Source organism: Mesorhizobium sp. B2-4-2 (genome assembly GCF_006442845.1).
In the GTDB taxonomy this organism is placed as follows: domain Bacteria; phylum Pseudomonadota; class Alphaproteobacteria; order Rhizobiales; family Rhizobiaceae; genus Mesorhizobium.
In genome coordinates this window covers 246,078-269,047 of record NZ_VFVM01000001.1, presented here as the reverse complement: position 1 = coordinate 269,047, position 22,970 = coordinate 246,078, and the positions used below count along the sequence as shown (strand labels likewise).

The 22,970-nt window shown below is 63.9% G+C and carries 22 protein-coding genes and 1 riboswitch; of the genes, 7 read left to right on the top strand and 15 right to left on the bottom strand.

The annotated features are described in order from the left end of the window. The first annotated feature begins 189 nt into the window (after positions 1-189). Positions 190-1,440: a 3-oxo-isoapionate-4-phosphate decarboxylase OiaX gene (gene oiaX / locus FJ942_RS01315; protein WP_140897111.1), complete on the top strand. Its 1,251-nt coding sequence runs from the start codon at positions 190-192 to the stop codon at positions 1,438-1,440. A gap of 8 nt (positions 1,441-1,448) precedes the next feature. Beyond that, positions 1,449-2,771, top strand: a complete 1,323-nt coding sequence (locus FJ942_RS01310; RefSeq protein WP_140897110.1) for a four-carbon acid sugar kinase family protein — start codon at positions 1,449-1,451, stop codon at positions 2,769-2,771. A 58-nt stretch (positions 2,772-2,829) separates the two neighbouring features. Here the strand turns inward: FJ942_RS01310 and FJ942_RS01305 are convergent, their stop codons facing one another. Together FJ942_RS01305 and FJ942_RS01300 are read right to left on the bottom strand one after the other, a co-directional pair. Then, positions 2,830-3,642: a methyltransferase domain-containing protein gene (locus FJ942_RS01305; RefSeq protein ID WP_140897109.1), complete on the bottom strand. Its 813-nt coding sequence runs from the start codon at positions 3,640-3,642 to the stop codon at positions 2,830-2,832. 154 nt (positions 3,643-3,796) lie between these two features. Next, positions 3,797-4,336 carry an Lrp/AsnC family transcriptional regulator gene (locus FJ942_RS01300; protein ID WP_140878822.1) on the bottom strand — a complete coding sequence of 180 codons (540 nt, stop codon included), beginning with the start codon at positions 4,334-4,336 and terminating at the stop codon, positions 3,797-3,799. 49 nt (positions 4,337-4,385) lie between these two features. Between FJ942_RS01300 and FJ942_RS01295 the strand changes: the two genes are divergently transcribed. From FJ942_RS01295 to dhaL, 4 genes are all read left to right on the top strand, one after another. After that, complete coding sequence (locus FJ942_RS01295) at positions 4,386-5,576, top strand: MFS transporter (protein WP_140878821.1); 1,191 nt, start codon at positions 4,386-4,388, stop codon at positions 5,574-5,576. A gap of 59 nt (positions 5,577-5,635) precedes the next feature. Continuing rightward, a riboswitch (FMN riboswitch) is annotated at positions 5,636-5,838 on the top strand. Positions 5,839-5,914: 76 nt separating this feature from the next. Continuing rightward, on the top strand, positions 5,915-6,388 hold the full coding sequence (locus FJ942_RS01290) for a 6,7-dimethyl-8-ribityllumazine synthase (RefSeq protein ID WP_140497787.1): 474 nt from the start codon (positions 5,915-5,917) through the stop codon (positions 6,386-6,388). A 77-nt stretch (positions 6,389-6,465) separates the two neighbouring features. Next, a complete protein-coding gene (locus FJ942_RS01285; protein WP_140655634.1) occupies positions 6,466-7,473 on the top strand; it encodes a dihydroxyacetone kinase subunit DhaK in 1,008 nt (335 codons plus the stop codon). Positions 7,474-7,483: 10 nt separating this feature from the next. Next, a complete protein-coding gene (dhaL, locus tag FJ942_RS01280; RefSeq protein WP_181169769.1) occupies positions 7,484-8,119 on the top strand; it encodes a dihydroxyacetone kinase subunit DhaL in 636 nt (211 codons plus the stop codon). Here the strand turns inward: dhaL and FJ942_RS01275 are convergent. Genes FJ942_RS01275 through FJ942_RS01265 form a run of 3 tightly spaced genes read right to left on the bottom strand, consistent with a single transcriptional unit; the run spans position 8,116 to position 10,141 of the window. Next, on the bottom strand, positions 8,116-8,559 hold the full coding sequence (locus tag FJ942_RS01275) for an RpiB/LacA/LacB family sugar-phosphate isomerase (protein WP_140497783.1): 444 nt from the start codon (positions 8,557-8,559) through the stop codon (positions 8,116-8,118). The genes dhaL and FJ942_RS01275 overlap by 4 nt on opposite strands. Positions 8,560-8,593: 34 nt before the next feature. Further along, a complete protein-coding gene (locus FJ942_RS01270; protein WP_140514632.1) occupies positions 8,594-9,352 on the bottom strand; it encodes a triose-phosphate isomerase in 759 nt (252 codons plus the stop codon). An 18-nt stretch (positions 9,353-9,370) separates the two neighbouring features. After that, a complete protein-coding gene (locus tag FJ942_RS01265) occupies positions 9,371-10,141 on the bottom strand; it encodes a DeoR/GlpR family DNA-binding transcription regulator (protein WP_140580661.1) in 771 nt (256 codons plus the stop codon). 263 nt (positions 10,142-10,404) lie between these two features. On the opposite strand from FJ942_RS01265, the gene fba reads away from it, so the two are divergent. Continuing rightward, positions 10,405-11,469 (top strand): class II fructose-bisphosphate aldolase, encoded by a 1,065-nt coding sequence (fba, locus tag FJ942_RS01255; RefSeq protein WP_140559305.1) that lies wholly within the window; start codon positions 10,405-10,407, stop codon positions 11,467-11,469. 21 nt (positions 11,470-11,490) lie between these two features. Here the strand turns inward: fba and FJ942_RS01250 are convergent, their stop codons facing one another. From FJ942_RS01250 to FJ942_RS01205, 10 genes are all read right to left on the bottom strand, one after another. Beyond that, a complete protein-coding gene (locus FJ942_RS01250) occupies positions 11,491-12,282 on the bottom strand; it encodes an amino acid racemase (protein ID WP_140629103.1) in 792 nt (263 codons plus the stop codon). Next, positions 12,279-13,640 carry a cation:dicarboxylase symporter family transporter gene (locus FJ942_RS01245; protein ID WP_140897108.1) on the bottom strand — a complete coding sequence of 454 codons (1,362 nt, stop codon included), beginning with the start codon at positions 13,638-13,640 and terminating at the stop codon, positions 12,279-12,281. Before FJ942_RS01245 ends, FJ942_RS01250 begins: the two co-directional genes overlap by 4 nt. A gap of 2 nt (positions 13,641-13,642) precedes the next feature. Next, the gene (locus FJ942_RS01240) at positions 13,643-14,476 is read right to left on the bottom strand and encodes a transporter substrate-binding domain-containing protein (protein WP_181169767.1); all 834 of its coding nucleotides are present in this window, start codon (positions 14,474-14,476) and stop codon (positions 13,643-13,645) included. A 234-nt stretch (positions 14,477-14,710) separates the two neighbouring features. Further along, positions 14,711-15,652: a TIM barrel protein gene (locus FJ942_RS01235; protein ID WP_140497771.1), complete on the bottom strand. Its 942-nt coding sequence runs from the start codon at positions 15,650-15,652 to the stop codon at positions 14,711-14,713. Between the two features lie 48 nt (positions 15,653-15,700). Next, positions 15,701-17,218, bottom strand: a complete 1,518-nt coding sequence (locus FJ942_RS01230; RefSeq protein WP_140497769.1) for a glycerol-3-phosphate dehydrogenase — start codon at positions 17,216-17,218, stop codon at positions 15,701-15,703. A 45-nt stretch (positions 17,219-17,263) separates the two neighbouring features. Beyond that, positions 17,264-18,304, bottom strand: coding sequence for a 2-hydroxyacid dehydrogenase (locus FJ942_RS01225; RefSeq protein ID WP_140897107.1), 1,041 nt, complete (start codon positions 18,302-18,304; stop codon positions 17,264-17,266). A 10-nt stretch (positions 18,305-18,314) separates the two neighbouring features. Further along, positions 18,315-19,868: an FGGY-family carbohydrate kinase gene (locus tag FJ942_RS01220; RefSeq protein WP_140897106.1), complete on the bottom strand. Its 1,554-nt coding sequence runs from the start codon at positions 19,866-19,868 to the stop codon at positions 18,315-18,317. Beyond that, a complete protein-coding gene (locus FJ942_RS01215; protein WP_140497763.1) occupies positions 19,868-20,992 on the bottom strand; it encodes an ABC transporter ATP-binding protein in 1,125 nt (374 codons plus the stop codon). Before FJ942_RS01215 ends, FJ942_RS01220 begins: the two co-directional genes overlap by 1 nt. Beyond that, a complete protein-coding gene (locus FJ942_RS01210; RefSeq protein ID WP_140897105.1) occupies positions 20,989-22,107 on the bottom strand; it encodes an ABC transporter ATP-binding protein in 1,119 nt (372 codons plus the stop codon). The genes FJ942_RS01215 and FJ942_RS01210 overlap by 4 nt, the downstream gene beginning before the upstream one ends. A 4-nt stretch (positions 22,108-22,111) precedes the next feature. Continuing rightward, the gene (locus FJ942_RS01205; protein WP_140629088.1) at positions 22,112-22,969 is read right to left on the bottom strand and encodes a carbohydrate ABC transporter permease; all 858 of its coding nucleotides are present in this window, start codon (positions 22,967-22,969) and stop codon (positions 22,112-22,114) included. Between the last annotated feature and the right edge of the window lies 1 nt (position 22,970).

Sequence of the window (22,970 nt, the reverse complement as noted above, 5' to 3'; positions counted from 1 at the left end):
AATCGCCAAGCCGCGCCAGCTGTTTGTTCCAGGCATTCCGAACGAAAAACGCCGCTCATTTCCCGGAATTGCCGAAGCCGGCCCTCTTGCCGAAGTCGGGATATTGCTTGCAATACTTAGGTACTCATTATACCAGATTTCCTGCGCGACAAAACTTTTTTCGAACCCTTTTCGAGCGGCCGACAAACCATGATCACGCTTACCTATCGCATCGAAACCTCTGGCAGCATCGAAGCGCTGGCGGCCAAGATCGCGAGCGACCAGTCGACCGGCACCTTCGTCCCACTGCCCGGCGAGACCGAGGAATTAAAGGCGCGTGTGGCGGCTCGTGTGCTGGCGATCAGTCCCCTGCCCGATGCCGAGCAGCCGTCGCTTCCCGGATCCGGGAACGGCCCCTTCCGGCGCGCCGATGTCGATATCGGCTTCCCGTTCGACGCCATCGGCACCGACCTGTCGGCGCTGATGACGATCGCCATCAGCGGCACCTATTCGATCAGGGGCCTGTCCGGTATCCGGGTCATCGACATGAAGCTGCCGGAACAATACCGGGGCGCCCATCCCGGCCCGCAATTCGGCGTTGCCGGCAGCCGCAGGCTGACCGGGGTCGAGGGCCGTCCCATCATCGGCACCATCGTCAAGCCGGCGCTTGGCCTCAGGCCGCACGAGACAGCCGCGATGGTGGGCGAACTGATCGAAGCCGGCGTCGATTTCATCAAGGACGACGAGAAGCTGATGAGCCCGGCCTATTCGCCGCTCGCTGAGCGGGTGAAGGCGATCATGCCGCTGATCCGCGACCACGAGCAAAAGACCGGCAAGAAAGTAATGTACGCCTTCGGAATCTCGCATGCCGATCCCGACGAGATGATGCGCAACCACGATCTGGTGCTCGAAGCCGGCGGCAATTGCGCGGTCGTCAACATCAACTCCATCGGATTCGGCGGCATGGCTTTCCTCAGGAAGCGCTCCGGGCTGGTGCTGCATGCGCACCGCAATGGCTGGGACATTCTCACCCGCCATCCCGGCCTCGGCATGGATTTCAAGGTATGGCAGCAATTCTGGCGGCTGCTCGGCGTCGACCAGTTCCAGATCAACGGCATCGGCTCGAAATACTGGGAGTCGGACGATTCTTTCATCCGCTCCTTCGAAGCGGTGACCACGCCGCTGTTTTCATCAGACGATTGCGCGCTGCCCGTGGCCTGCTCCGGCCAATGGGGCGGCCAGGCGCCCGAGACCTATGAGCGCACCGGCCGCACGGTCGATCTCCTCTATCTCTGCGGCGGCGGCATCGTCAGCCATCCGGACGGGCCCGGCGCCGGCGTGCGCGCGGTGCTGCAAGCGTGGCAGGCCGCGGTCGAGGGCATTGCTCTCGACGAATTCGCGCGCGACCATGCCGAGCTGGCACGCTCGATCGAGAAATTCAGCGACGGCAAGGCGGCCTGAGCGAAGCCATGCAGAACCTGCTCCTGAGCTACTATGGCGACGACCTCACCGGCTCGACCGACGTCATGGAGGCGCTCGAGCTCGGCGGCGTGCCGACGGTGCTGTTCATGCGTCGGCCCGACGGGCGCCTGCTGGCGCGATTTTCCCATTGCCGCGCCGTCGGACTGGCCGGCACCAGCCGAAGCGAAACGCCGCAATGGATGGAGCAGAATCTGGCGCCCGCCTTCGAATGGCTGAAGAGCCTCGAAGCGGCGGTTTGCCATTACAAGATCTGTTCGACCTTCGATTCCAGTCCGACGGTCGGCAATATCGGCCGCGCCATCGAGATCGGCCGGCGCATCTTCGGCCAGAGTAGCGTGCCGATGGTCGTCGGCGCGCCGCAGCTCAAGCGCTACACGGCCTTCGGCAATCTTTTCGCGGCATTCCGCGGCGAGTATTTCCGCATCGACAGGCATCCGGTGATGAGCAGGCATCCGGTGACGCCGATGAACGAAGCAGACCTGCTCGTGCATCTCTCGCGCCAGACCAGTCTCAGTTCCGGCCTTGTCGACCTGGCTGCATTGCAGACCGACGATCTCGCGCAAACGGTCGACCAGGCCGTGCAAAACAGGGCGGTCATCCTGTTTGATGTCGAAAGCCGCCAGACACAGAGACGCGTCGGCGAACAGATCTGGCGCATCCATGACCAAGGCCATGGCTTCGTCGTCGGATCCTCGGGCGTCGAATATGCCTTGCTTGCCGAATGGGCCGGCAAAGGCATTGCCTCCGGGCAGGCGTCGTTCGCGCCGCCGGGACCGGTAGACCGCCTCGCGGTGGTCTCGGGCAGCGTGTCGCCGACCACCGAAAAGCAGATCCGCCACGCCCTTGCCCACGGTTTCGACGGCGTCGAGATGGATGCCATGCAACTGGTCACGGAGGGCGCCAAGGAGGCAATCGAGCGCGCCGTCGCGAGCGGATTGGCAAGCCTGGCTGCGGGGCGCAGCGTCATCCTCTACACAGCTCTTGGCCCACAGGCCGACCGTAGTGCGGAGATCGACCATATCGAAGGGGCACGCAACAGGCTGGGCCGGGCGCTGGGTGACATTCTGCGCCGGCTGGTCGTCGAGAAGAAACTCAAGCGCGCGGTGATCGCTGGGGGCGACACCTCCAGTCACGCGCTCGGACAATTGGCCATCGACGCGCTGACCGTGCGCATGCCGTTGCCGCAATCGCCGGGATCACCGCTCTGTGTCGCCCATGGCGGCGGTGCGATCGATGGACTCGAAATCGCGCTCAAGGGCGGCCAGGTCGGCACCGACGCCTATTTCGAGACGATCCGGCTGGGAAGCTAGACGTTTGTTTTTGCGCAATTCCGGACGGAAAACCGGATACACTTTTCCTGGAATTGCTCTAAGCCGTTGCCATGATGACGTGGGCCTGAATTTTGGCGGCCACCGCGCCGCTGCCATGTCTGTCTGCAATCGCGGATGCGGCGTAGTCGGTCGCGGCTTGCAGCTTCCCTGCCTCCCGGGCCTCGATTTCGGTGCGAAGCACAGTTCCCTGGCAATAAGCGACGGCGGGAAGGCGCGGCGAGGATGCACGGCTTTGTTCGGCTCTCGTCTCGATCATCACAGGAGAAAAGCCAGCCTCCTCCAGCTCGCGACGGATCACTGCCTTGTCGTGGTAGCCATGCGGCGTGCGTGCCAGAAAGCGCGGCGGATCGTTGGGGAAGATCCTTGCGAGAGCATTCGTCACATCATCGGCAAAGACGTTCTCCTCGATGCGATCCCATACGCTGAACAGGAAATGTCCGCCCGGCCTCAGGACACGCCTGGCTTCGCGGTAGGCCGATGGCCGGTCGGGAAAGAACATCGCACCGAACTGACAGCAAACGAGGTCGAAGGCCGCATCTTCAAACGGCAGCGCCAAGGCGTCCGCTTGACGCCATGTGATGCGACCGTCGGGAGGTTGTCGCGAAGCGGCGTAGTCGAGCATCGGCTGGTTGAGGTCGGTTACCGTATAGCTTGCGCCGGGAGACAGTTTCGGCGCCAATGCACGGGTGACGACCCCGGTGCCGGCGGCCGTCTCCAAAACGGCGGCGGGCGACAGGGATGCTGCTCGTCCTGCAATATCCGCAGCGAAGGGCTCGAAAATCAACGGCACCATATAGCGGTCGTAGTTTTCCGGTATGGAGCCAGCGAATACCTTGTCCGTTTCCAGCATTGCCACCACCCGCCCTCTGCCTAGAGGCTCGGGAGATTAGCATATCATTCCTTGTTTTGCGGCGTTTTCGGCGGAGGCGGCGAGTCCAGCTCCAAATCAAAGAGATAGAGCATGATGTCGTCCGAAAACCGCTTCGCGCTTATGGCATCAGGCCTTAGTACAGAGGCTCGGCCATGTGCTTGGGCGCCGGCCACTGCGTCGTGACGCCGGGCTGCACCGGCCGCTCGAGATAGGTCGACAGCACCACGTAGCTGCGCGTCGAGGTGACGCCGGGTGTCTCGTAGAGGCGCGACAGCAGGCCTTCGAGCGCCCGCGTGTCCTCCGTACGGACCTTCAGCAGCATGCAGGTGTCGCCGGCAACCGTGTGGATCTCCTCGACCTCCGGATATTGCGAAACCGCCATCAGCTCCGGCGTCTTGCCCCAGCCCTTGGTGTCGATATGCACGAATGCCAGCAGCGGCTTCTTGACCGCCTTGGGGTCGATGATGGCAGCCGTGCCGCGAATGGCGCCGCTGCGCCGAAGGCGCTTGACGCGCTCATGCGCGGCGGGCGGCGAGAGGCCGACACGATCGCCAAGCTCAGCATAGCTGACCATGGCGTCGTCGACGAGAACGCCTAATATCTTTCTGTCGATCGCGTCGAGATCGCGGGGCGCCGGCCTGTTCTGCGGAATGCCATTTGTTTCTTCGTCCATAGTGGAAATTCCCGATTGTAGCCGAATAAAATACGGCCATTATGAATATATGTCGAACAGCGATCAAGCAGCAACCCTGGGTGCGAATGCCCGGCCGCCCATTCCGGCGCTGGCCTATCTCTTGACCGGATGCATCGCCGTCATCGGCTCGAACTCCCTGGTGCTGGGTCCGATTGCTCCCGCCGTGGCCGTGTCGTTCGCGACCAGCGTGCCTGTCGTCATGATGGCGGCCGCCGCGTTCGGCCTCGGCACCTCGGCGAGCGCCCTGTTCCTGGCACGCTACATCGACCGGGTCGGCGCGCGCCGGATGCTTCAGGCGGCCTTGCTGCTGCTGACGTTGGCGCTTGTCGCAAGCGCGGTGGCGCCGACGGTGACGGCGCTGGTCGCTGCGCAGCTTCTCACCGGCATCGCCGCCGGCGTCGCCATGCCGGCAATCTATGCCAGTTCCGCGGCGATTGCCCCACCTGGACGGGAAAGCGGAACGATCGGCGTTGTGCTGACCGGATGGACGCTCAGCATGGTGGCCGGCGTTTCGCTGTCGGCGGTGCTTGCCGATCTCGTGCACTGGCGGGCCGTCTTCGCCGCCGTGGCGCTGCTGGCGGCGCTGGCGCTTGGCAGCCTTACCGCGTCGTCACTCCCGGATGTCAGAAAGGCCGGCCCGGCGCCGGCGCCGCTCGAGGCGCTCGGCATTCCCGGCATCGTGCCGCTTCTGATCGCCTGCGGCGCCTTCATGACCGCCTTCTATGGTGTCTATGGCTATCTTGGCGACCATCTGCACAGCGGGCTGGGTCAGCCGGTCAGCGCCAACGGCCTGGCCGCACTCGCCTATGGCGCCGGGTTCGGCACGGCGGCGCTCTTCGACGGCATCATCGATCGTCTGGGGGCTCGCCGCGTCATGCCCTTCGCTTACCTGCTCGTCGCCATCGTCTATGTCGCGATCGCCGCGACAAGCAACAGCTATGGCATGATGCTCGCCATGGTGGCGGCTTGGGGTCTCGCCAATCACTTCGGTCTGAACGTACTGGTGATGCGTCTGTCGGCGCTCGATCCGTCACGGCGCGGCACGATCATGGGCCTGAACAGCGCGGTGACATATCTGGCGGTCTTTGTCGGCACCACCGGCTTCGGGCCGCTATATTCGGATTTCGGCTTTGCCGCATCGGCAATGGTGGCGGCGTTGCTGATGCTGGTCGCGGCTTCGGCCGCCGCTTGGCGCACGCGCCAGCCACACAGGACGTGATGGGCCACCAGCCCGCGCGCGGTTGACAGCGGCGCCCCTGCCCTTCCATACAAAGCCGTTAATGTTCTCAGGGCGGGGTGAAAGTCCCCACCGGCGGTAAGGACTCCTGATTGCGCATGATTTCTTTCCGAAAACCGGTCCGGTTTTCGGGGTCATGCGCGGGACCCAAGCCCGCGAGCGCTTTCCGGCAAAACCGGAAGGGTCAGCAGATCCGGTGTGATTCCGGAGCCGACGGTTACAGTCCGGATGGAAGAGAACGAAACGGAAGACGGACCGCCCCGGCGGCCGGTTTTCGTATCGTGCGTCCTGATTCTGGTTCGAAACGGAAGGATGGACCCATGAATCAGCATTCCCACAAAGACTATGAAACGACCCGCGTTGCCGTTGTCAGGGCGCGCTGGCACGCGGATATCGTCGACCAGTGTGTCGCTGCCTTCGAGGCGGAGCTTGCTGCACTGGGCGACGGCCGCTTTGCCGTCGAAATCTTCGACGTGCCCGGCGCCTACGAGATCCCGCTGCACGCCAAGACATTGGCCGAGACGGGTCGCTACGCCGCGATCCTCGGCGCTGCCTTCGTCGTCAATGGCGGCATCTACCGGCACGAATTCGTCGCCGGCGCGGTCATCGACGGCATGATGAATGTGCAGTTGACGACCGGCGTGCCGGTGCTTTCGGCGGTACTGACGCCGCACAATTACCACGACAGCTCCGAGCACCACCGCTTCTTCCTCGAGCACTTCCAGGTAAAGGGCAAGGAAGCGGCCGGCGCATGCCTCCAGATTCTGGCGGCGCGAAGGCACATCGCCGCCTGAAACAGCCGAGAGCGGGGTAGAAATCCCGGTAACAGCCTGTAGTATCTCGGGAAAATGCCGAGTTCGGGAGGATGCCGGTGCAGACCAAGAAGATCATCAATGACGGCAACCGTGCCGTCGACGAGATGCTAGAGGGGATTCTGGCCGCGCATCCCAGCCATCTCAGGAGCGTGGACGGCAACCCGCGCTCGATCATCGCCCGCAACGGACCGCGTCCCGGCAAGGTCGGGCTCGTCGTCGGCGGCGGCTCGGGCCATGAGCCGACCTTTCTCGGTTTTGTCGGCAAGGGCCTGGCGGACGCGGCGGCGATCGGCAATGTCTTTGCCTCGCCGCCACCCGATCCCATCCTTGAATGCGCCAAGGCGGCGAACGGCGGCGCCGGCGTCCTGTTCACGTACGGCAACTATGCCGGGGACGTGATGAATTTCGACATGGCGGCCGAAATGGCCGCCATGGACGATATCGAGGTGCGCACGGTGCTGACCACCGACGATGTCGCCTCGGCACCGCGCGACCAGCGGCAGAAGCGTCGCGGCGTCGCCGGCAATTTCTTCGTCTTCAAGGCGGCCGGCGCGGCCTGTGACCGCATGCTCTCCTTCGACGAATGCGAGCGCATCGCGCGCAAGGCCAACGATCACACCTTCACCATGGGCGTGGCGCTGTCGCCCTGCTCGCTGCCGCAGACCCGGCGGCCGAATTTCGAGATCGGCGCCGACGAGATGGAGATCGGCATGGGCATCCATGGCGAGCCGGGCATCGCGCGCGGCAAGCTCGGGACCGCCAACGAGATCACCGACGAGATGCTGGACAAGATCCTCGCCGAGATGGCGCCTTCGCGTGGCGACAAGGTCGCGGTGCTGGTCAATTCGCTGGGCTCGACACCGTTGATGGAGCTCTACATCATGAACCGTCGCGTCAAGCAGCGTCTCGACGACATCGGCGTTTCCATCCATGCGACCTGGGTCGGCAATTACTGCACGTCGCTCGAAATGGCCGGCGCCTCGGTGACGCTGTTCCATCTCGATGGCGAGTTGCAGACCATGCTCGACCATCCGTGCGACTGCGCCATGTTCCGCGCCGGCTGAGGAGTGACCCGTGAGCATCGATAGCGCTGACCTGAAGAGAATGTTCGATGCGATCGCGGTGGCGATCGAAGCCGACAAGGACCGGCTCTGCCAGCTCGACGGCGTCATCGGCGACGCCGATCACGGCATCGCCATGGCGCTCGGCTTCAACGCAGTGCGCGACGCGCTGGCGCCACTCGACCTGGCGGCGACCGAGCCGACCGCGCTTCTCAACATGGCGGCTAAATCGTTCCTCAACGCGGTCGGTGCGTCGTCTGGCCCGCTCTATGCCACCGCCTTCATGCGCGCCGCCGCTGCCGTCAAGGGCAAGACCACGCTAGCTGATGCGGATGTCGTCGCGCTGTTCCAGGCGATGGCGCAAGGCATCCGCGATCGCGGCAAGGCCGAGATCGGCGAGAAGACGATGATCGACGCCTGGTTGCCGGCGGCGGAAGCGGCCGGCGCCAGCAATGCGGCGGGAAAAGGTCTTGCCGAAAGCCTCGACGCGGCAGTGGACGCGGCGCGCCGGGGGGCCGAGGCGACCAAGGACATGATCGCCGTCAAGGGCCGCTCCTCGCGGCTCGGCGAACGCTCGCTCGGCCATATCGACCCCGGCGCCGCCTCGGCCGTGACCGTCATCGAGGCTTTGCGCGACAACCTGGCTTAGGCCTGCTTCGCTTCATCGAGCTTGTTGATCGCCTGGACATTGCCGGCCGACGGTCCCTTCTCGTCGAACTCCGAGGCCAACCAGGTATCGACGATCGCCTTGGCGAGTTCCGGGCCGATGACGCGGGCGCCCATGGTGATGATCTGCGCGTTGTTGGATTTGGCGGCGCGCTCCGCGGAATAGGTGTCGTGGGTGAGTGCCGCCCGGATGCCAGGCACCTTGTTGGCCGAGATCGAGACGCCGATGCCGGTGCCGCAGAACAGGATGCCGCGGTCGTTCTCGCCGTCGATGATCGTCTGGGCGAGCTTTTGTGACAGGTCGGCATAAAAGCCGGCCTGGCTGAGGTCGCTGACGGTGAGGCCGGATTTTGTCGCGAGATGCGCGGCGATGACATCAAGCAACGGCTTGCCGGCGCTGTCGGCTCCAATGGCTATTTTCATGGTCGTGTCCTTTCTTGAATGAGATTTCGTTCGTTCAGATCGCCGCCGAGGCGCGCCTGAGGATGTCGATGTAGCCCTCCGCCTGCCAGGCCGAGCGGCCGATAAAGAGGCCATCGATGCTGGGCTGGCCGATCAGCTCGGCCGCGTTGCCGGGATTGACGCTGCCGCCATAGAGCACCGGCGGGATGGACGGCAGCAGGCCGCCGGCCACTTTCTTGATCAGCGCCTGCTGTTTTTCGGCATAGGCGGAGCTGGCCGGAATACCCTTGTCGCCGATCGCCCAGACCGGCTCATAGGCAAACAGGATTTTTGCCGCCTTCGCCTCGCCTTCGAGGAACAGCAGCGCACCCTCGACCTGGCCGGTCAACACCGCATCCGCCTTGCCGTTTTCGCGCTCCGCCAGCGTCTCGCCGACGCAGATCAGCGGTATCAGTCCGTGCTTGACGGCGGCCGCCGTCTTCAGGCCGACGGTGCGATCGGTCTCGCCGAAATGCTCGCGCCGTTCGCTGTGGCCGAGTTCGACCATGTCGAGACCGCAGTCGCTCAGCATCAGCGGCGAGATCTCGCCGGTCCAGGCCCCGGCATCGGCCCAGTGCATGTTCTGGGCACCGACCTTGACCCGCGTCGACGACAGCGCCTGCTTGACCTCGCGCACCGCCGTGAACGGCGGGATGACGAAAGGCTGGATGCGCTCGTCGAAGCCTGGCACGAAGCCGGCCAATGCCCCGGCGAAATCCAGCGCCTCGGCGAGCGTCTTGTTCATCTTCCAGCTTGTACCGACCCAATAAACCACGCCTGCGCTCCTTGATCCTCAATCCTTGTTGGCGACCACCGTCAGCGAAACGCCGGCGGCATCCAGTGCGGCGCGCATTCCGGGCTCAGGCGCGCGACCGGTGAAGACGGCATCGAACGCCTCGAGTTCGGTCAGGAAATGCAGCGCCGTGCGGCCGAACTTGCCGTGATCGACCAGAAGGTATTTGCGGGTCGCTGCTTCCATCATCAGCCGCTTGATCTGCACCACCTCCTGGTCCTGGTGGAAAGCGGAGGCGCCGTGGATAGCCGATGACGACAGGAAGGCGACGTCCGCGCGCAGCGATCTCAGCGAAGCCTCGGCAAGCAGTCCGAAGAAGCCGTGGAACTTCTTGCTATACTGGCCGCCGAGCGCAATCAGGTCGATGCCCCCGGCGCCGGCCAGGTCCTGGATGACGGCCAGATTGTTGGAGATCACCGTCAGCGGCCTGAAATCGGCGAGATGCCGTGCGATGCCGCCAGCCGTCGAGCCGTCGTCGATGATGACAGTCTGGCCGGGTTCGATCATCGCCACGGCGGCCGCCGCAAGGCGCTGCTTTTCCCCCGTCGCCTGCTTTTGCCGGTAGCGAAAATCGCTTTCGAAGAGACCGCTCGGCTGGATCGAAGCGCCGCCACGCACCTTGCGCAGGAAACCGCTCTCCTCAAGGTCGTCGAGATCACGATGCACCGTCATCCTGGAGACGCCAAAGCGTGAGGCAAGATCGTCGACGCTCGCCGCGCCGACGTCCATCAGAAAGTCCATGATGCCTTGACGTCTGCTATCGCTCTTCATTGCTGCCGTTATCCGCCAACCGGCGCTGGCTCCTCGACAAGATAACATATTTCTTCCTGAAACTATCATGATTTTTGTTATAATGAGATATTTTCCTGGGATATTCCCGTGGCTTTCATCACGGCCCTGTAACAAGAATTGCTGCCGGGACGGTGTCTGACGGTTGCGGTTGCGCGGAAATCCGGCCAGAAGCATCGGTGGGCTGGACGATGCGCGGACAGCCAGCAAGCAAAGGTTAGAAACCAGATACGGGAGACTATTCGTTGGCTCGCATCACACTGAGACAATTGCTCGATCACGCCGCCGAATACGGCTATGGCGTGCCGGCCTTCAACATGAACAACATGGAACAGGGCCTCGCCATCATGGAGGCTGCGGAGGAGACCAAGTCGCCGGTCATCCTGCAGGCAAGCCGCGGTGCGCGTGCCTATGCCAATGACGTGGTGCTGGCCAAGCTGATCGATGCGCTGGTCGAGATCCATCCCGACATCCCGGTCTGCATGCACCTCGACCACGGCAACAACGAGGCTACCTGCGTCACCGCGATCCAGCATGGTTTCACCTCGGTAATGATGGATGGATCACTCAAGGAGGACGGCAAGTCGCCGGCCGACTACGCCTATAATTCGGGCATCACCAAGCGCGTCGTCGACATGGCGCATTGGGGCGGCGTTTCGGTCGAGGGCGAGATCGGCGTGCTGGGCTCGCTGGAGAGCGGCGGCGGCGAACAGGAGGACGGCCACGGCATCGAAGGCGCGATCAGCCACGACCAATTGCTCACCGATCCGGTGCAGGCCGAGCAGTTCGTGCGCGACACCCATGTCGACGCGCTGGCGGTTGCCATGGGCACCAGCCACGGCGCCTATAAATTCTCGCGCAAGCCGGATGGCGCGGTGCTGGCGATGAACGTCATCGAGGAAATCCACCGCCGCCTGCCGAACATGCACTTGGTCATGCATGGTTCGTCCTCGGTGCCGGAGGATCTGCAGGAGATCATCAACAAATATGGCGGGCAGATGAAGCCGACCTGGGGCGTGCCGGTGGAAGAGATCCAGCGCGGCATCAAGCATGGCGTGCGCAAGATCAACATCGACACCGACAACCGCATGGCGCTGACCGGCGCGATCCGCAAGGTGCTGACGGAAAATCCCTCGGAATTCGACCCGCGCAAATATCTGACGCCGGCGATGGCGGCGATGAGGAAGCTGTGCAAGGAGCGTTTCGAGCAGTTCGGCACCGCCGGCAACGCGCCGAAGATCAAGCCGCTGCCGGTCTCGGAAATGGCCAAGCGTTACAAAGCGGGCAGCCTCGATCCGAAATTCGGCTAAACGACCAATTCCCGGAGCGGTTCAGTGTTGGATAGAACCGCCGAACCGCTCCAGCTCTTTGCGGGATGAGAACACCGGCCGAGGTCGCGGAACGTCCTGCGCGGCGAAGCCCAACCGTGTCAAACAGGCTCGCGCCAAGGCTGCATTGCTGTCGATGACGACCAATCCGTTCGTAGGGTTGAGGCTGGCGGCCACCACCGACAGTTCGGTGCAGCCGAGAACGGCCGTATCGGCGCCGGCCGATCGCGCGATTTCAAGCGCGCGCTCAGTTTCGCTCGCCGCCTCCGCGATCGAACCACCCTTGACCAGGCCGATCGCTCTATCGACGCGACCCTGGAATTCCGTGACGGCGGGAAAGCAGAGCTCAAATCCCGCCGCCGACATCCTGTCCCGATAGAAGCCGGAGACCAGCGTGCCCTGCGTGGCGAGGATCGTAACCTTGCCTCGGCCCAGGCTACGATGGGTTTCAGCTACGACCGCGTCGGCGATATGGATGATCCGCGCCTGCGAGCTCGCCGCCAACTGCTCATACCAATGATGGGCGGTGTTGCACGGCATCGCGATACAGGCAACGCCGAGCGCATTGAGCGTCGAGACCGCGGCTTTCAAAGACGCCAACGGACCGTCATGGCCGGCAAGGATCGCCTCGGTCCTGTCAGGCAGCTGTGGCACGCTGAGGATGACGGCGGGCACATGCTCATTGTCCCGGAACGCCTGGGTCATTCGGGTCAGCTTGAAGTAGAAGTCAGCCGATGCCAACGGCCCGAGGCCGCCAATGACGCCGAGCTGGAGGCTGATGCCATGGTCGATCATCGAGCGGGCTCGGCTTCGAGCTGTTCCGACGCCGCTTCGACAGACTGCGTTGTCTCCCTGTGGCTGGGCGCGATCATTGCGGTGCTCGCTGCAACGGTGCAGACGCTGGACAGCGTCATGAACGTGTCGACGGCCGCGTCGACCGCGACGAACAAGGCGAACGCCGCCTCGAAGGGAATCTTCAGGTAGCCACAGACGATCGACATCTGGGACAGGATGAGCAGGCTGCCCATGCCGCCGGTCGTGAGCGCGAGAAGCGCCGAGGTGATGCCGACGAGCAGGAGGTCGGGGATTGCCAGCGGACGGCCGTAGAGCTGAGCGATGAAAAGAACACCAGACGTGTAAAGCAGCGCCGGGCCTGTCCGCAGCAGTGCCGCCTGCAGCGGCACGAGCAGTTCGACGACCACGAGGCTGAACCGCAGACGCTCGCTCAGCAGGTTTATGACCCACGGAAGCGAGGCGACGGTAGAGCGCGTGGTGATGGCTACCATGAGAAGGGGCTGACAGGTCTTGATCGTGGCCCAGTAGCTTCGCCGAGAGCGGATGGCGATAACGCCAAATGCGCCGGCGATGAATGTGAGGCAGGAAAGACCCATCACCAGCAGATAACCGCCCATCAGCGTGAGCGGCTTGGTTCCGGTCGACGCGGTCTGATCCGCGATCAGGATGAAGGTTGCAAACGGCAATCCCCAGATGAACCAGTTGGTAAGGACCGTGCAGGCCCGGTAAACCGCGTTCAGCGCCTGAGACAGGCTCATGGACGAAGGCTGGGGAATCTTGCCCATCGCGAGCCCGAAAAGCAGGCAGAACAGCAGGACCTGGATGGTTTGACCGGAGGCCAGCGCGCTGAAGACGTTGTTCGGCACAAGATCGAGCAGTATCGAATGCCCGTTGTCGGAGCCCTCATTGGGTGGCGGTTGATAGGGGAATGCGAGATCGGTGGATACGCTACCCTGCGAATTGATGAACTCGCCAAGCTCGATGCGCGATTGAGGATTCTCGATCTGGCCCGGCTGAAGGACAAGCGAGTAGGTGCCACTCACCAATACGCTCAGGAACGACACGACCAGCACCGCCATACCCACCCGGCCAAGGTAACGGACCGAGTTCGGATCCTGAACCATCGACATGATCGAGAAGATGACCGACGAGACCAGGTAGGGCAGGACGACCATCTTGAGGAAATTCAGGTAGAGCTGCGCCACAGGGCTGATCGCATGGGCAAATGCTGGATAATAGAGGCCGCAAAGGATTCCCGCCCCGATCATCGCAATCGTCGTCGCGGGCGAGCGCAATATGCGCCTCGCCGCCAGGCGCCAATCGAAAGCCAAGGGTCCGCCTGCTTCCGTGACGGCCATCGTCAGGCTTTGCTCCCCAACCGGTAGCGCGCGATGATCTCGTCAGTGTTGAGAACCTGCTGACCGCGCGCGAGATCGAGATAAAGGTCGATAAACGCCGCGAGATGCGGATTGTCCGGTCGCACGCCGATTGCGATCGTGTCTACCTTGTCGGTCAGCGTGATCGAGCGCGCGGCGACCGTCATCGACGGATCGTCGACCATCAGCTTCTTGATCTCGAAATCGTCGCGATACGCCATGTCTATCGTCCCATCGCGGATCGCATCGACAACCATGTCCCAGCCTGTAAAACGATGAACTTGTGCATGGGGGAAGGTCGTCGCCGCATAGGTTGCGAATGAAGAGCCCTCGATCACGCCGAGATCGCCCGAGAAATCGCGGATGATCTGCTCGGGTGGTTTGCCTTGCGCGATGCGCGCCAGGTTGAGGCGATTGGCGATGAGGCCTTGGTGCAGCAGGGCATAGGGCCGGGAATAGAGGATTGAGCGGCCACGGCGAAGGGTTCGGCTGAGCTTGCCGATGGCTATGTCCGTCTGGCCGGAAGTCAGCTGTTTCACCATGCCGTCGAACGTTGCGGCGGATCGGTCGAACACCGGCTCGACGCCGAGCTCCGCTGCTATGCCGCGGGCCAGTTCCATGTCTATGCCGCTGTTCCCCGATCCATCGGCCGGGAAGAATGGATCGGAGGCAAAGGCCGGCATTGCAATGCGCAGCGCATTGTCGCCGACGACGGGAGCGATCTCCGCCTGCTGTCCTGGAGTATTGGCCGCCCGAGCTTGCGCGACCAGCAAGCCGACGCTTCCGGCCGTGAGCAGCGTACGACGTGTAACCGACATGCGGATTCTCTAGTTCGCGAGGGAAGCCGGACAAACAAATCGGACCAATTCGCAGTATGCATGGCGAAGTTAAACAAAAGTATCTTTCGCATTGTACTTTTATAGCAATCAGCGACGCAGGCTGCCGCAATACTCGCATTATGTAATGTATCTGGGATATCTGATTGCTTCGCTGGCGGGCCAACCGGTTGGACCGCCAACAGGCGCGAGTGGCATCGGCTGCCGCCCCGACCTCTACCCGGTTTTCGGCAGCAGATCAGGCCTGCCCGTGTCGATAAAGGGCGCCCAGTAGTCGACCGATTCGCGGATCATGGCGACCACCTGGTGGTCGACCGGTTCGCGCTCGCGGAACGACAGTTCGAGGCAGATCTCGTTGTCGGTGCCGCCGCCGCGCCGCACCGTCTCCAGCAGCTTTTCAGGCGTGATGCGGCCGTCCCTGTTGTGAGCCGCTGTGAACGGCCAATGACCACCCTTGTTCATCGACGATTGCTTGATGTGGATGATCGGCGACTTCCTGGGGAAAGCCTCGGCCCAGGCATAGGGATCGATATCGGCCGGGTTGCTGGAGGTGACGTCGCCATGGTCGATGTCGACCATCATCTCCAGCGGAATGGCCATGCCGGCCGCGTCGATCGCATTCTGCAGCAGCCTGCAATTCTCGATCGTGTGGCCGAACTCGCGGCCGACCGACATCGGCTCCCAGAACAGGTAGTTAAGCCCGGCCGCGCGGGCGTGTTCGGCGACCTCGCGCCAGCATTCCAGTGCAATGTCGAACAGGCGCGCGCGGCGCGCGGGATCATCATAATCGCGATGGGTGAAGATCGCGAATTGGGTACCCATGCCGCCGGCGCCAAGCTCGGCCGAGATGTCGGCAAAGGTCTTGAACCAGCAGACATAGTAGCGGCGCACGTCCGCGTCTGGATGGCCGAAATGGTTGAGCCGGCCGTAAGGACCGGTCATGCCCGAGGTCACGCGCACGCCCGTGCGGGAGAGTGCGCCACGAAACAGGCGGACGAATTTCACGATCGTCGCCGCCGGCCAGCCCGGATTGACGAATTCATGCGTGAGCTGAATGTCCCTGATGCCGATGTCGTAGGCAATGGTATCAACCAGGTCGTCAGGCTCGGCAAAGCGATTGACCAGCGGATTGGTGTTGAGGGAGAGCGTGAATGCCAAGATCGCGATCCTCTCAGCCCTGTCGCGCTACATTGGCAATGATTGCCATCACCCTGCCCTCGCCAGCCGGCTCGCGCACCAGTGTTCGAAAGCCGATCTCTCCTCGGCGGAAAGATGCAGGCCGTGCTTGGTGCGCCGTTCGAGAATGTCGGCCGGTGTCTCAGCCCATTCCTGCTCGAACAGGTAACTGGCCTCGCGCTCGAAGAAATCCTTGCCGAAACATCGCCCGAGTTCCGCGAGCGAACGGGCCGCGCCGACCAGAAGACGTGTCCTGGTGCCGTAGAGCCGACCGTAATGCTTGAGCAGCGATGCAGGCATCCATGGATACTCCCGCCCGAGATCTCCTAGAAACTGTTCGAAATCGGCATTGGCGATGTCGCCGCCAGGCAGATGCGCCTTCGCCGTCCAAGGCTTGCCCATCCGGGGGAAGAACGGAGCGATCCTGTCCAGCGCATGCTCGGCGAGCTTGCGGAAGGTGGTGATCTTGCCGCCGAAGACGGACAGCAGCGGCGCCTCAGCATCCGGCGCGTCGAGTTCGAAAATATAGTCGCGGGTCACGGCACTCGGGTTGTCGGCATTGTCGTCATAGAGCGGCCTGACGCCGGAGAACGAATAGACGACATCGCCGCGCGCGAGGCCACGCTTGAAATAACGGTTGACCACCCTGATCAGGTATTCGATCTCGCTCTCATCCGCCGCCACGTCCTCGGGTCGGCCGTCATAGGGAATGTCGGTGGTGCCGATCAAGGCGAGATCGCCCTGATAAGGATTGATGAAGATCACCCGCTTGTCGCTGTTCTGGATGAGGTAAGCTTGGCGGCCCTCCCAGAATTTGGGCACGACGATATGGCTGCCCTTGACCAGCCGGACATTGCGCGTCGAGTTCTGGCCAGCAACGCGGTTGATGATGTCGTTGACCCAAGGGCCAGCGGCATTGACCAGCGCCCGCGCTCGCACGGTGGTTTTCACGCCGGTCTTGCCGTCGCGCATCTCCACCGACCAGAGGCCGCCTTCCCGGCGGGCGGCGGTGCAGGCGGTTCGGGTGAAGATCTTCGCTCCGCGCTCGCGCGCATCCAGCGCATTGATCAGCACGAGACGGGCGTCGTCGACCCAGCAATCGGAATATTCGAAACCGCGCTTGAACTCGTCCTTGATCGGCGCGCCCTCGGGCGCGGTGCGCAGGTCGAGCGTGCGGGTGGCCGGCAGCCGCTTGCGGCCGCCGAGATGGTCGTAGAGGAACAGGCCGAGCCGCACCAGCCAGGCCGGCCGGTCGTCAGGACTGTGCGGCAGCACGAAGCGCATCGGCCAGATGATGTGCGGTGCCGATTCCAGGAGTACCTCGCGCTCGATCAGCGCCTCGCGCACCAGGCGGAACTCGTAATATTCGAGGTAGCGCAGGCCGCCATGGACGAGCTTGCCCGATCGCGAACTGGTGCCTTCCGCCAGATCGTCCTTTTCGCACAGGATGACGGAGAGGCCGCGGCCTGCTGCATCGCGGGCTATGCCGGCGCCGTTGACGCCGCCGCCGATGACGAAAAGGTCGACGATTTCGGGTCCGCCGCTCATCTCGTCACGATCTCGCTGCCGGATTTACACACCATGGCTGCCGCCTCAGCACGGATTGACCGGAGGCAGCCCGGCGATATAGCGGCGCACTTCCTCGGCGGCCTGCTCGGCCGCATAGGTCACGGTGCGCACCGAGGCGCCGGCGATATGCGGCGTCAGCGTCACGTTGGGAAGCTGCAGCAAGGGCCAGTCCGACGGCACAGGCTCGACCGCGAACGTCTCCAGCATGGCGCTGGCGATCTGGCTTGAAACAAGCGCCTCATAGAGTGCGTCATAGTCGACCAGCGGCCCGCGCGCCGTGTTGACGAAGATCACGCCGGGTTTCATCCGCGCGATGGTGTCCTTGCCGATCAGGCCGCGCGTCTCCGGCGTCACCCGCGAATGCAGCGTGACCACGTCGGAGCGGGATAGGAGATCGTCAAGCGCGACCAGTTCGACGCCGGCGTTACGGTCCTCGGCGCTTAACTGCACATAGGGGTCGCTGACCAGAACGTGGCAGCCGAAAGCGCGCAGCAGCCTGACTACCTTTGTTCCGATATTGCCGTAACCGACGACGCCGACCGTCATCTCGCTAAGCTCGCGGCCGGTGCGGTCGGCGCGGTAGAGATCGCCGCGCCATTCGCCCCTGCGCAGCGCTTCGTGGCCGACCCGGATCAGCCGTGTTTCGGCCAATATCGCGCCGATGGTGAATTCGGCCACGGCGGTCGCGTTGCGGCCGGGCACATTGACGACAGTGATGCCATGTGTGCGGGCCGCTTCCATGTCGATGTTGATCGGGCCGCCGCGCGAAACCGCGACGAGCTTCAGCGCCGGCAGGCGCCGCATCATGCCTTCCGACAGCGGCGCGAGCTGGGTGACGAGGATCTCGGCGTCGCCGATGAACTCGACGACCTCGTCGGGACGGCCGAAATACTCCTTGACCTTGTCGAGGCCGAGCGCCGGATCGCCGAATTCCATCGGCTCGTCGGGCCAGGCCGTCTGCAATGTCCTGACATCGAGGTCACCGCTCGCGACCTTCTCGATTTTGGCGCGAAACACCTCCGGAAGCATGAAGTTGTCGCCAATGATCGCTATTTTCCTGGGCATACTCGACTTCTCAATTTGCCTGCACTGAAGCCATCGCGCGCCAGACCGGCCGCAGCGCCTTGTGCGCCAACATGTAGGACGGGGTCATCCTGTCGTAGATCGCGGCGAGGTTCCGGTCGCTCGGCTCCGCCTCGCCAAGCAGCGGCGTCACCCATTCCGCGACGCATTCGTCCATCGACTTGTACAGGCCGACGCAGACCGCGGCTATCATCGCCGCGCCGGCCGCCCCGGCCTCCTCGCGCTGGCTGGTGCGGATGTCTGCGCCGACGGCGGCTCCGAGGATCTTGCGCAGCGCCGGGCTTCGGGCGGCGCCGCCGGTCAGCCGGATCTCGCGCGGCAATGGCCCCATGGCGGCGTAGCAGTCACGCGCGGCGAAGGCCAATCCCTCGAAGACAGCGCGCACCAGGTCGGCATAGCCGTGGCGCGAGGAAATGCCGACGAAGCCGGCTCTCGCATTGGCATCGACGAACGGCCCCCTCTCGCCGGCCTCCGACACATAGGGCTGGTAGAGCAGTGAGGCGGGCTGCGAGGCCGCGATCCAGGCATCGACGAGCGCAATCATTTCGCCATTGCTGCGGGTGATGCCTTGCGAGGCGAGGATGCCGGAGGCAAGCCCAAGCACCCAGTCGATGTTTAGCGTCGCCGCCATGTTGGACTGCATCTGCGCGAACACGCCGGGCGCCGGCATGGCCATGGTGTAGCCGGTTGCCGCCTCGTTCAGTTGCACGTCGTCCGGCGTCTCGGCCAGCCGCATATGCATGCCAGTGGAACCGATGATGGTGCAGCCGGGCTTGCGCTCGCGGTCGAGCAGGCCGGCGCCAAGCGCGGTGCAGACGACGTCGACATAGCCGAGCACGATCGGCGTGCCGGCAAGCATGCCGGTGGCGGCGGCCGCCGCCTGCGACAGACCGGCGCTGTGCCTGGTGCCGTCTGTGACCGGCGGCAGGAGATGCCGGAGGTCCGCGACGCCGAGCACGTCGAGCACATCGTCGCTATAGTCGCGGGTGCGGAAATCACCGAAGGTGAAGGTTCCCTCGGAAGGATCGGTGGCGCGTTCGCCGGTCAGCTTGAAATAGAGCCAATCCTTGCAATGAAACGCCGTCGCCGCCTTGTCGAGCATTTCAGGCATGTTGCGCTTCATGAACACGAACTGCGAGCCCTGCTGGCAGGCGGCGAGCCCGCTGCCGGTCTTTTCGAAACGCAGCCGGTCCTCGGGCCGCGCGCGGATCTCCTCGACGACGCCGGCGGCGCGCGCGTCGAGCCAGAGCCAGCCCTTTGCCACCGGCTCGCCCTTGCCGTCGATCAACCAGGTGCCGTCGCCCTGCCCGGTCACCGCGATGGCGATCGTCCGGCTGGCGAGATCGGGCACCTTGTCGGCAAGCTGGCGCAAGGTCGCCGCCGCATCCGCCCATGTGCAAGCCAGATCCTGTTCGGCGCCGCCGCCCGGCAGCGTCTCGTAATGGTTCGGCGTTGCCGCGGCGGCGATCTGCCGGCCTTTCGTGTCGAAGGCGATGGACTTGATGACGGAAGTACCGGCGTCGATACCGATCAAGAGATCACGCATCAGGCGAGCTCCATGCCGTGCGAAATGGCCTCGCCGCTCGCCTGGTCGAAGACATGCAGGTTCTTCGGGTCGATGCTGACATTGATCGGCGCGCCAAGGTCCAGCCGGGTGCGGTCGTGCTCGACCAGGACCAGCGAGCCGCCGGCGAAATCGGCCGCGATATGGGTCTGGTCGCCAAGCCACTGGTTGGCCGAGACCCTGGCGGGAACACCCTCCTTCGAGCGCCGCACCGCGTAAGGCCTGATGCCGATGACGACGCGCTCGCGGCTGAGCAACTGGTCGCGGACGGGAGCGCTGAAGGCGTCCTTGTCGTAGTCCAGCGACAGCCCGTCGGGAAGCCTGAGATTGATGCGCCCGGCGGTGGCGCCGACATAGGCCTCGAAGACATTCATCGGCGGCTCGCCGACGAAGGTGCCGGTGAACAGGTTCGCCGGACGCTCCTTGATCCTGTCCGGCGTATCGAACTGCTGCAGCACGCCGCCTTCCATCACCGCGATGCGGTCGGCAAGCGCATTGGCCTCGGTCTGGTCGTGCGTGACCAGGATCGCTGTCAAGCCGCGCTCCTTGATGAAATGCTTGATGCGGCCGCGCAGCACGGCGCGAAGCTGCGGCTCGAGCTGCCCCATCGGCTCGTCCAGCAGATGCAAATCGGCGTCGCGGATCAGCGCCCGGCCGAGGCTGGCGCGCTGCTGCTGGCCGCCGGAGATAGAGCTTGGGTAACGCTCCAATATATCCTCGATCTCGAGCAGCTTGGCGATGCTGGCGACCCTGGCCTCGACCTCGCTTCTGGGCAGCCGGGCCGCCTTGAGCGCGAAGGCCATGTTCTCGCGCACCGTCAGCGGCGGGTAGAGCGAATAGCCCTCGAAGGCCATCGCCACGTTGCGCCTGACCGGCGGCAGCGTGTGCACCTGGCGGCCGGCGACCGAGATCGCGCCGCGCGACACCTCCTCGAAGCCGGCGATCATGCGCAAGGTCGAGGTCTTGCCGCAGCCGGACGAACCGAGCAGCGCCACGATCTCGCCCTTGCCGATCTCCATCGTCAGCTTCTTGACGGCGTGGACGCCCCGGTCGATCGGGCCATAGAATTTGTCGACGCCGGAAATGGTGAGTGCGCTCGCGCTCATGCGGCTTCTCCGTTGCGCAAACTGACGACATTCTTCGAGCCGATGCGCTCGCCGCCGGCGCGATCGAACAACAGGGCGCTCTTGCCGTCGACGGCAATGTGGGCCTTGCCTTCGCTGCGGCCCGGTGTTCCGGCCGGCCGCGAAACCAGGATCTCGCGGCCGCGCAATGTGCGCACCAGCGTGACGATCTTTTCGTTGAGCGGGGTTTCGGCCTCGACCGTCACCGGAATGGCGCCGGGTTCATTTTCTCCGACGAAATGCAGTGCTTCCGGCCTGAGCCCGATGATGCAGTCGCGGCCGACCGCGGTCTCGGGAGCCCCGCCGAGATGGACCTGCACATTCGACAGGGCGACATGGATTCCCTTGGCGCCAAGCGCCGGCTTGACGTCGAGCAGGTTGATGGTCGGGTCGCCGAACAGCCGCGCGATCTCGATGTTGGCCGGCTCGCGATAGATTTGTTCGGGCGTGCCGAGCTGGCTGATGACGCCTTGCGACATCACCGCGATGCGGTCGCCGAGCGCCATGGCTTCCTTATAATCCTGGGTGACGTAGACGACGGTGGCGCCGCGGTCGGCTAGCAGGCGCGGCAGTTCGAGACGCATCTCGAAACGCAGCTTGGCATCGACATTGCGCAAGGGATCGTCGAGCAGCAGCAGCGGTGGCGAGCCGACCAGCGCACGGGCAAGCGCGGTGCGCTGCTTCTGGCCATTGGAGAGCGCACGCGGCTTGTGGGAGAGCACATGGGCGATCTTCAACAGCTTGGCGACACTCTCGACGCCGGCCTTGATCGCGCCTTGCGACGAGCGCTTGGCCTCCAGCGGCGTCGCGATGTTGTCGAACGCGCTCATATGCGGAAACAGTGCGAAATTCTGGAACGCCATGCCGACGCCACGAAATTCGGCGTCGACGTCGGTCATGTCCTCGCCGCCGATGAGGATCTTGCCTTCGTCGGGGTCGATGACGCCGGCGACGAGGCGCAGCAGCACCGTCTTGCCGGCGCCGGAGGGTCCGAACAGGACCAGCATCTCACCGTCGGCGACGGTCAGCGAAAGATTGTCGAGCACGGTCTGGCTCTTGTAGCGCTTGACGAGGTTTCTGAGTTCGAGGCTGGCCATGGAACTACCCCTTCACCGCGCCGAGCGACAGGCCTTCGACCAGATAGCGCTGTGCATAGAGGGCGAGCGCCAGCGTCGGCGTGATCGACAGGACGATGGCCGCCGAGATCTGGCCGTACTGGATGCCCGAGGAGGTGATGAAGGCGAGCGCGCCGACCGTCACCGGCTGCTTGTCGGCCGAGGCCAGCACCAGCGCGAAGACGAAATTGTTCCAGGCGAAGATGAAGGCAAGCAGGCCGGCAGCGGCGATGCCGGGGCCGGCGAGCGGCAGCGCGATCTTGCGGAAGGTGGCAAACCAGGAATGGCCGCCGATGCGATAGGCATATTCGATGTCGGCCGGAATATCCTCGAAATAGCCGCGCACGATCCACAGGATCAGCGGCAGGCAGATCAGCTGGTAGACCCAGATCAACCCGATATAGGTGTTGGCCAGCCCGAGCTTCTGGAAATAGAGCGTGAGCGGCAACAGCACCAGCAGGGCCGGCGCGAACCTGAACGACAGCAGCGTGAAGGCGATGTCCTCCGAGCCGCGGAACTTGTGCCGCGCGAAGGCGTAGGCCGCCGGGACGCCGAGCAGCAGCGAGACCGCGACCGAGGTCACCGACAGGAACACCGAATTCCACAGGTTGCGCATGAAGGCGATGTCGAGCGTGCCGGCGGCGGTCGTCAGCTTGCCGGTGATCAGCGCGGTGTAGTTGGCGAGCGTCGGCTCGAAGACCAGCTGCGGCGGAATGCGCAGGATGGTCTCGTTGGTCTGGAACGACATCATCAGGATCCAGACGATCGGGAACATGAAGAAGACCACGACCAGCGTGAGTGCCGCGCCGCGCAGGGTGCGTTCAAGCAAGGAGGTGTGTTCCATG